A 6,542-nucleotide genomic window follows, 5' to 3' on the forward strand; every position below is an offset into this window, starting at 1 on the left:
CGGTGCCAGCTGGCACCGCGCCTCCCGTCGTGTGGATGTCTCGTCAGGCGAGCTGCGACGCGGACGTCAGCGGCACGATCACCCGGTGCGCCTCGCGCAGGACGTCGAGCGTGTGCTGGACCTCGTCAGCACGCTCCTCGGGCGTCCAGCCGAGCGTCCCGGCGAGCACGTCCGCCAGCTCGTCGAGCAGGTCGATCGTGACCCCGCCGACGAACGCGAGGTTCGTCCGGCGCAGTACCACGTCGACCAGGTGCACGGCCTGCTCGTGCTCGGCGAAGTACGCCACCTCGGCGCGGGTCAGCGCCGGGTCCGACTCGAGGGGCTCGACCGGCCCGTCGACCAGGACGTCGACGACCTCGGCCGCGCGGGTGCCGTAGCGCTCGAGCAGCCCCTCGACGACGGATGCGTCGAGACCGTCGCGGTGCGACTTGATCCAGAGCGCGCGCTGGGCGTCCGTGGTCGGGAAGTCCTTGCCGCCGCCGATCGCCATGCCGGTCGTGTCGACCTTCCGGGCGACGCCGAGCTTCGTCGTGACGTCGGTGGAGAGGTGCGCGGCGAGAGCGCGGAACGTGGTCCACTTGCCGCCGACGAGCGACAGCACGGTCGTCTCCGGCAGCCCGGCGATCGCCGTGTCCACGATCCGGTAGTCACGCGAGACGAAGCCGGGGGCGGTGTCCTCGTGACGGGGGAGCGGGCGGATGCCGGAGTAGCTGTAGACGATGTGGTCGCGGGTCAGTGCGATCTGGGGGAAGACGTGCTTCACCAGGCCGAAGAAGTAGTCGATCTCCTCGTCGGTGGTGGTGACGGGCTTCGACGGGTCGGCGTCGATGTCCGTGGTGCCGATGAGCACCCGGCCCTTGAGCGGGTAGATGAGGACGATGCGACCGTCGTTGTTCTCGAAGAAGAGCTCGCGGCCCTTCGTCGCCTCGAGCAGCTCGGGGTTGTCGACGACGATGTGGGAGCCCTTCGTGCCGCCCATGAACGTCGTCTCGCCGCCGAACGCCTGGTTCGTGAGGTCGGTCCAGGGGCCGGAGGCGTTCACGACGACCTCGGCGGTGAACGTGAACTCGGCGCCGGTCTCGCGGTCGCGGAGCAGGACGCCGCCGTCGCGGGTACCGACGGCCTCGACGTAGTTGACCGCGCGGGCGGTCGACGCCGAACCCTCGCCCGAACCCGCGGCCAGCCCGTCCTTGAGCACGTCGAGCGCCAGACGCTCCGGCTCGTGCACGCTCGCGTCGTAGTAGGTGCCCGTGTACTTCAGGTCCTTGTTGAGCGCCGGCATGTCCTCGAGCGCGGCCTTCTTCGTCAGGAAGCGGTGCTTCGGGACCGACCCGCCGTCGCGCGAGAAGGAGTCGTAGATCGTCATGCCGATCTTGATGAGCGCGGCGCCGCGCTCCTTCGTCGAGCGCTGCTTGTGCGTGAGCATCCGCAGCGGGGCGTTCATGATGCCCGAGAACGTCGAGAAGATCGGCATCGTGGTCTGCAGCGGCTTGACGTAGTGCGGGGCGATGCGGATGAGGCCGTTGCGCTCCTGCACGCTCTCGCGGACGAGACGGAACTCGCCGTTCTCGAGGTAGCGGATGCCGCCGTGGATCATGTGGCTCGACGCGGCGGAGGCGCCACTGGCGTAGTCGCCTCGCTCGACGAGGGCCACGTCGACGCCCTGCAGGGCGAGGTCGCGGAAGGTGGCGATGCCGTTGATGCCGCCACCGACCACGAGGACCTGTGCGTTCGGGCGCTCCGTGAGCGCGTTCACCGTGTTCCGGGGCTGCGTCTTCTTCGACATTGCTGCGTCGCTTCCTTCGTGGGTTCCGTAGTGGTTCGCCATCGATCGTGCGCCTCGGTGAGAGGGTGGGCAACTTGCGTGCACGAACGTGCAGCACACGTGTCCGGACGGGCCGGTGGAGGCCCTGGAGGCGCGACAGGGGTTGCAGAGGCCGTGCACGTCCGTGCATGCTCGGTTCCCATGAGTGATGCAGCGCAGCCCATGCGCACGCAGCAGGCGCTGCGCGCCGCACACCTGTACTACCTGCAGGACCTGACCATGGACGCGATCGCCGACGAGCTCGGTACCTCGCGGTCGTCCGTCTCCCGGTTGTTGAAGTACGCGCGGGACACCGGGCTGGTGGACATCCAGATCCGCTCGCCCCTCGACCAGGCCGCGGCCCTCAGCCGGTCGATCCGGTCGAGGTTCGGGGTGCACGCGCACGTCGTGCCGGTGCCGGACCACACGAGCGACGTCGACCGGCTCGAACGCGTCGCCCTGTCCGCCGCGCGCATCCTGACGCAGTACGTCGAGTCGAACATGGTGATCGGGATCTCGTGGGGTTCCACCGTGAGCGCGGTGAGCCGGTACCTCGTGCCGAAGACCACCCACGGCTCGACGGTCGTGCAGATCAACGGCGCCGCGAACACCCGGACGACGGGCATCGTCTACGCGTCCGAGATCCTCCGGCGGTTCGGCGAGGCGTACGGCGCGTTCGTGCAGCAGTTCCCGGTCCCGGCGTTCTTCGACGACCCGGCCACGAAGCAGGCGCTCTTCCGGGAGCGTTCGATCCGCCGTGTGCTCGACCTCCACGAGCGCATGGACCTCGTCGTCTTCGGCGTCGGAGCGCCCCAGGCCCCGGTGCCCTCGCACGTGTACTCCGGCGGGTACCTCGATCCGTCCGACCGTGACGAACTGACGAAGGCCGAGGTCGTCGGGGACGTCTCGACCGTGTTCTACCGCGCCGACGGGTCGTGGAAGGACATCGGGGTGAACGCCCGTGCCGGGGCACCGGACCTCGACACGATCAAGCGTGCCCCGCGCCGGGTGTGCGTCGTGGCCGGACGCTCGAAGGCCGCGTCGTTGAAGGGCGCCCTCGCCGCCGGGCTGATCACCGACCTCATCCTCGACGAGAGCGTCGGGCAGGCGATCCTGCAGCCGTGAACGTCGGTGGTGTCCCCTAGGTTCTCGAGCATGGTTGCCACGACGGACACCCGGTACTCACGACGGATCGCGGGGAGCGACGTCGACCAGGCCCTCGCCTTCTTCACGGGCGACTACGACTTCCGGTCTCCTACGGTCCGCCGTACCCACCGCGAGACCCGCTGGGACTTCGCCGGCGTGGGTGACGAGCGGCTCTCGCTGCGTTCCTCACGGTTCCTGGTCGACCTGCGGAGCGACAGCCGGGTCGACGACGCGTTCCTCATCGCCTGGATGCGCAGCGGGTCGAGCACGATCACCCACGGCGGCACGTCGTACGAGCTGGAACCGGGCGTGCCGGTCGTCCTGCCGTTCGCCGACACGTACGAACTGCACCACCGTGACATCGGCCTCAACCTCGTGCACCTCGACGCGGCCTTCGTCCGGTCGATCGTCGGCGAGGACGACTTCGCGTTCGAGTCGATGCGCCGCTCGACGGCCGAGGGTTCACGCGTGTGGCAGTCGGTCGTGCGGGCGTACTCGTCGACCTGGTTGGACGTCGGGCACGAGCTCACCGCGGTCGCCCAGCGTGACATCGCCGAGGCGTTCGCGTCCGCTGCGATCGCGGCCTTCCCCGAGCGGAGTCGCTGGCGTACGACGGTCACCGGCAGCGGGCCCGAGCACGAGCGCGTCCGCCGTGCGCTCGAGTACGTGCACGAGCACGCGCGCGAGGCGATCGGGACGCCGGAGATCGCCGCAGCGGCGGGACTGAGCCCGCGCGGACTGCAGCAGTCCCTCCGTCGGCACCTCGACCAGACGCCGGGCGACCTGCTCCGCAGCGTCCGGCTCGACGGTGCCCGTGCCGACCTGCTGCGCGGTGACCGCGACGACACCTCGGTGGCCGACATCGCCAGGTCCTGGGGCTTCGGGCACCTCGGGCGCTTCTCGGCGACGTACCGGTCACGGTTCGGGGAACTGCCGAGCGAGTCCCTCCGCGCTCGGTAGCGTGGCGGGATGGACACCGTCGTCACCGCCCTCCGCTCTGCGCTCTCCGACCCGGACGGCGTGATCGTCCGGACCGAGCGCGACGTGCTCGACGCGGCCCGGACGGACAAGTCCGGCTGGGTCGCACCCGGCGGACCGGTCGCGGTCGTCGAGGCCCGCACGGTCGAGCATGTGCAGGCCGCGCTCCGCACCTGCTCGGCGCTCGGTGTCCCGGTCGTCCCGCGCGGCGCCGGCACCGGGCTGGCCGGCGGCGCGAACGGCACCGCGGGCACCGTCGTGCTCAGCGTCGCGCGGATGGACCGGATCGTCGAGGTGTCGGTCGACGACGAGTACGCGGTCGTCGAACCCGGAGTGCTGAACGGCGACCTGAACGCGGCCGTCGCCGAGCACGGCCTGCGGTTCGCGCCGGACCCGGCGAGTGCGGCCATCGCGAGCGTCGGCGGCAACGTCGCCACCAACGCCGGTGGGTTGCGGTGCGTGAAGTACGGCGTCACGCGAGAGGCGGTGCTGGGCCTCGACGTCGTGCTCGCGGACGGTCGGCTCGTCTCCACCGGACACCGCACCGTGAAGGGCGTCACCGGTCTCGACCTCACGGCGCTGATCGTCGGGTCCGAGGGCACGCTCGGGGTGATCGTCGGTGCGACCGTCCGACTCGTGCCGATCCCGGCGGGTGAGCCGGCCACCCTCGGCGCCGTCTACCCGACCGTCGAGGCCGCTGCCCGCGCCGCGGCCTCCGTGGTCGCCGGGGCGGAGCGTCCGTCGACGGTGGAGCTGCTCGACGCCGCAGCGCTCGAGGGGATCGCGGCCCACCTCGGGCCGCAGGTGATCACCGAGACGGTGGGGAGCACCGCGGCGGGCGGGGTGTTCCTCCTCGTGGAGTACGACGGACCGGGTGCGACCGAGGCTGCGCTGGGAGCGGTGCCGCGCCTCCAGGCCGAGGGCGGCACCGTGCACCTGGCCGGGTCGGCGGCGGAACGCGACCGCCTGCTGACGATCCGCCGGTCCTTCCACCCGGCGATGGAGGCGTGTGGCCGGGTCCTCATCGAGGACGTCGCGGTACCGCGCAGTCGACTCGCCGAGATGTTCGCGCGCGTCGAGGCCATCGGGACGCGGTACGGCATCGCGATCCCCACGGTCGCGCACGCCGGTGACGGCAACCTGCACCCGAACTTCGTGTTCGAGGGCGACGAGGTGCCGCAGCACGTCTGGGACGCGGCCGACGCGATGTTCCGCGCGGCGATCGAGCTCGGCGGGACGCTGACGGGGGAGCACGGCGTCGGGGTCCTCAAGCGACGGTGGATCGGCGACGAGCTCGGCGACGACGTGCTCGAGCTGCAGCGGGGGATCCGACGCGTGTTCGACCCCGCCGGGATCCTGAACCCGGGCAAGGTGTTCTGACGCCGAATCCGGTCGAACGAAAACGCGTCCAACTGCTCAGAAGTTCGGCTGAAACAGACCTGTAACGAACGGCGGCGCATCGTGGGTGTCGAACGTGCACCGCCCACGAAGGAGTCAGTGATGCTGATCGGCGTCCCCACCGAGATCAAGAACAACGAGTTCCGCGTCGCCGCGACACCGGCAGGTGTCGCCGAGCTGGCGCTGCACGGACACGAGGTCCTCGTGCAGTCGGGCGCCGGCGACGGATCGTCCTTCCCGGACGCCGAGTACGCCGCTGCCGGCGCGACCATCGTCCCGACGGCGGCCGAGGTGTGGTCCCGCGCCGAGATGATCCTCAAGGTGAAGGAGCCGGTCGCCGCCGAGTACGCCTCGATCCGGCCCGGGCAGGTCCTGTTCACGTACCTGCACCTCGCCGCGGACCGACCACTGACCGACGCGCTCGTCGAGTCCGGCGCGACGGCGATCGCGTACGAGACGGTGCAGCTGCCCGATCGCTCGCTGCCCCTGCTGTCGCCGATGTCGGAGATCGCCGGGCGGCTGTCGGCGCAGGTCGGCGCGGACCACCTGATGCGGCCGAACGGCGGGCGCGGGCTCCTGCTCGGCGGCGTGCCCGGCACCCCGAAGGGCCGCGTGGTCGTCATCGGCGGCGGCGTCGCGGGCGAGCACGCGGCGACGATGGCGCTCGGCCTCGGGGCCGAGGTCACCGTGTTCGACATCAGCCTGCCGCGGCTGCGTGCACTGGACGCCCGGTTCGACGGACGGATCACGACGCTGCGGTCCTCGGCGCACGCGATCGCCTCGGCCCTGCGCGAGGCCGACCTCGTGATCGGGTCCGTGCTCATCCCCGGGGCCTCCGCGCCGAAGCTCGTGACCGACGCCATGGTCACGGACATGCAGCCCGGGTCGGTGCTCGTCGACATCGCGATCGACCAGGGCGGCTGCTTCGAGGGCTCGCACCCGACCACGCACGACGACCCGACGTTCGCCGTGCACGACACCGTCTTCTACTGCGTGGCGAACATGCCCGGGGCGGTGCCGCGCACCTCGACGATCTCGCTGACGAACGCGACGCTGCCCTACGCCGTGGCGATCGCGAACCAGGGGTGGGAGGCCGCGACCGCTGCCGACCCGGCCCTGGCGCTCGGGGTGAACGTGCACGCGGGGCAGGTCGTGAACGCCGCCGTCGCGGCGGCGCACGGCCTGGAGGCCGCGGCGCGCTGAGCGCGCGCCCGCG

General features: G+C 71.2%; 5 protein-coding genes. 4 read left to right on the forward strand and 1 reads right to left on the reverse strand.

Translation table 11 applies throughout. The features are described from left to right. Positions 1-43: 43 nt before the first annotated feature. Positions 44-1,786, reverse strand: a complete 1,743-nt coding sequence (locus tag Q7F20_RS17300) for a glycerol-3-phosphate dehydrogenase/oxidase (RefSeq protein ID WP_305741305.1) — start codon at positions 1,784-1,786, stop codon at positions 44-46. Positions 1,787-1,966: 180 nt separating this feature from the next. Here Q7F20_RS17300 and Q7F20_RS17305 point away from each other — a divergent pair, with 180 nt between their 5' ends. The 4 genes from Q7F20_RS17305 to ald all read left to right on the forward strand — a co-directional run bounded on the left by Q7F20_RS17305 (position 1,967) and on the right by ald (position 6,529). Further along, a complete protein-coding gene (locus Q7F20_RS17305) occupies positions 1,967-2,929 on the forward strand; it encodes a sugar-binding transcriptional regulator (protein WP_305741306.1) in 963 nt (320 codons plus the stop codon). Positions 2,930-2,959: 30 nt separating this feature from the next. Then, positions 2,960-3,910: an AraC family transcriptional regulator gene (locus tag Q7F20_RS17310; protein ID WP_305741307.1), complete on the forward strand. Its 951-nt coding sequence runs from the start codon at positions 2,960-2,962 to the stop codon at positions 3,908-3,910. A gap of 9 nt (positions 3,911-3,919) precedes the next feature. Then, positions 3,920-5,308 (forward strand): FAD-binding oxidoreductase, encoded by a 1,389-nt coding sequence (locus tag Q7F20_RS17315; protein ID WP_305741308.1) that lies wholly within the window; start codon positions 3,920-3,922, stop codon positions 5,306-5,308. A 120-nt stretch (positions 5,309-5,428) separates the two neighbouring features. Beyond that, complete coding sequence (ald, locus tag Q7F20_RS17320) at positions 5,429-6,529, forward strand: alanine dehydrogenase (protein ID WP_305741309.1); 1,101 nt, start codon at positions 5,429-5,431, stop codon at positions 6,527-6,529. Positions 6,530-6,542 lie beyond the last annotated feature (13 nt).

This window comes from Curtobacterium sp. A7_M15, from assembly GCF_030705415.1.
Lineage (GTDB): Bacteria > Actinomycetota > Actinomycetes > Actinomycetales > Microbacteriaceae > Curtobacterium.

What these genes read in the sequence shown, in the direction of transcription:
- Q7F20_RS17300 (WP_305741305.1), bottom strand. Translation starts at nt 1,786, where the DNA reads ATGTCGAAGAAGACGCAGCCCCGGAACACGGTGAACGCGCTCACGGAG.
- Q7F20_RS17305 (WP_305741306.1), top strand. Translation starts at nt 1,967, where the DNA reads ATGAGTGATGCAGCGCAGCCCATGCGCACGCAGCAGGCGCTGCGCGCC.
- Q7F20_RS17310 (WP_305741307.1), top strand. Translation starts at nt 2,960, where the DNA reads ATGGTTGCCACGACGGACACCCGGTACTCACGACGGATCGCGGGGAGC.
- Q7F20_RS17315 (WP_305741308.1), top strand. Translation starts at nt 3,920, where the DNA reads ATGGACACCGTCGTCACCGCCCTCCGCTCTGCGCTCTCCGACCCGGAC.
- ald (WP_305741309.1), top strand. Translation starts at nt 5,429, where the DNA reads ATGCTGATCGGCGTCCCCACCGAGATCAAGAACAACGAGTTCCGCGTC.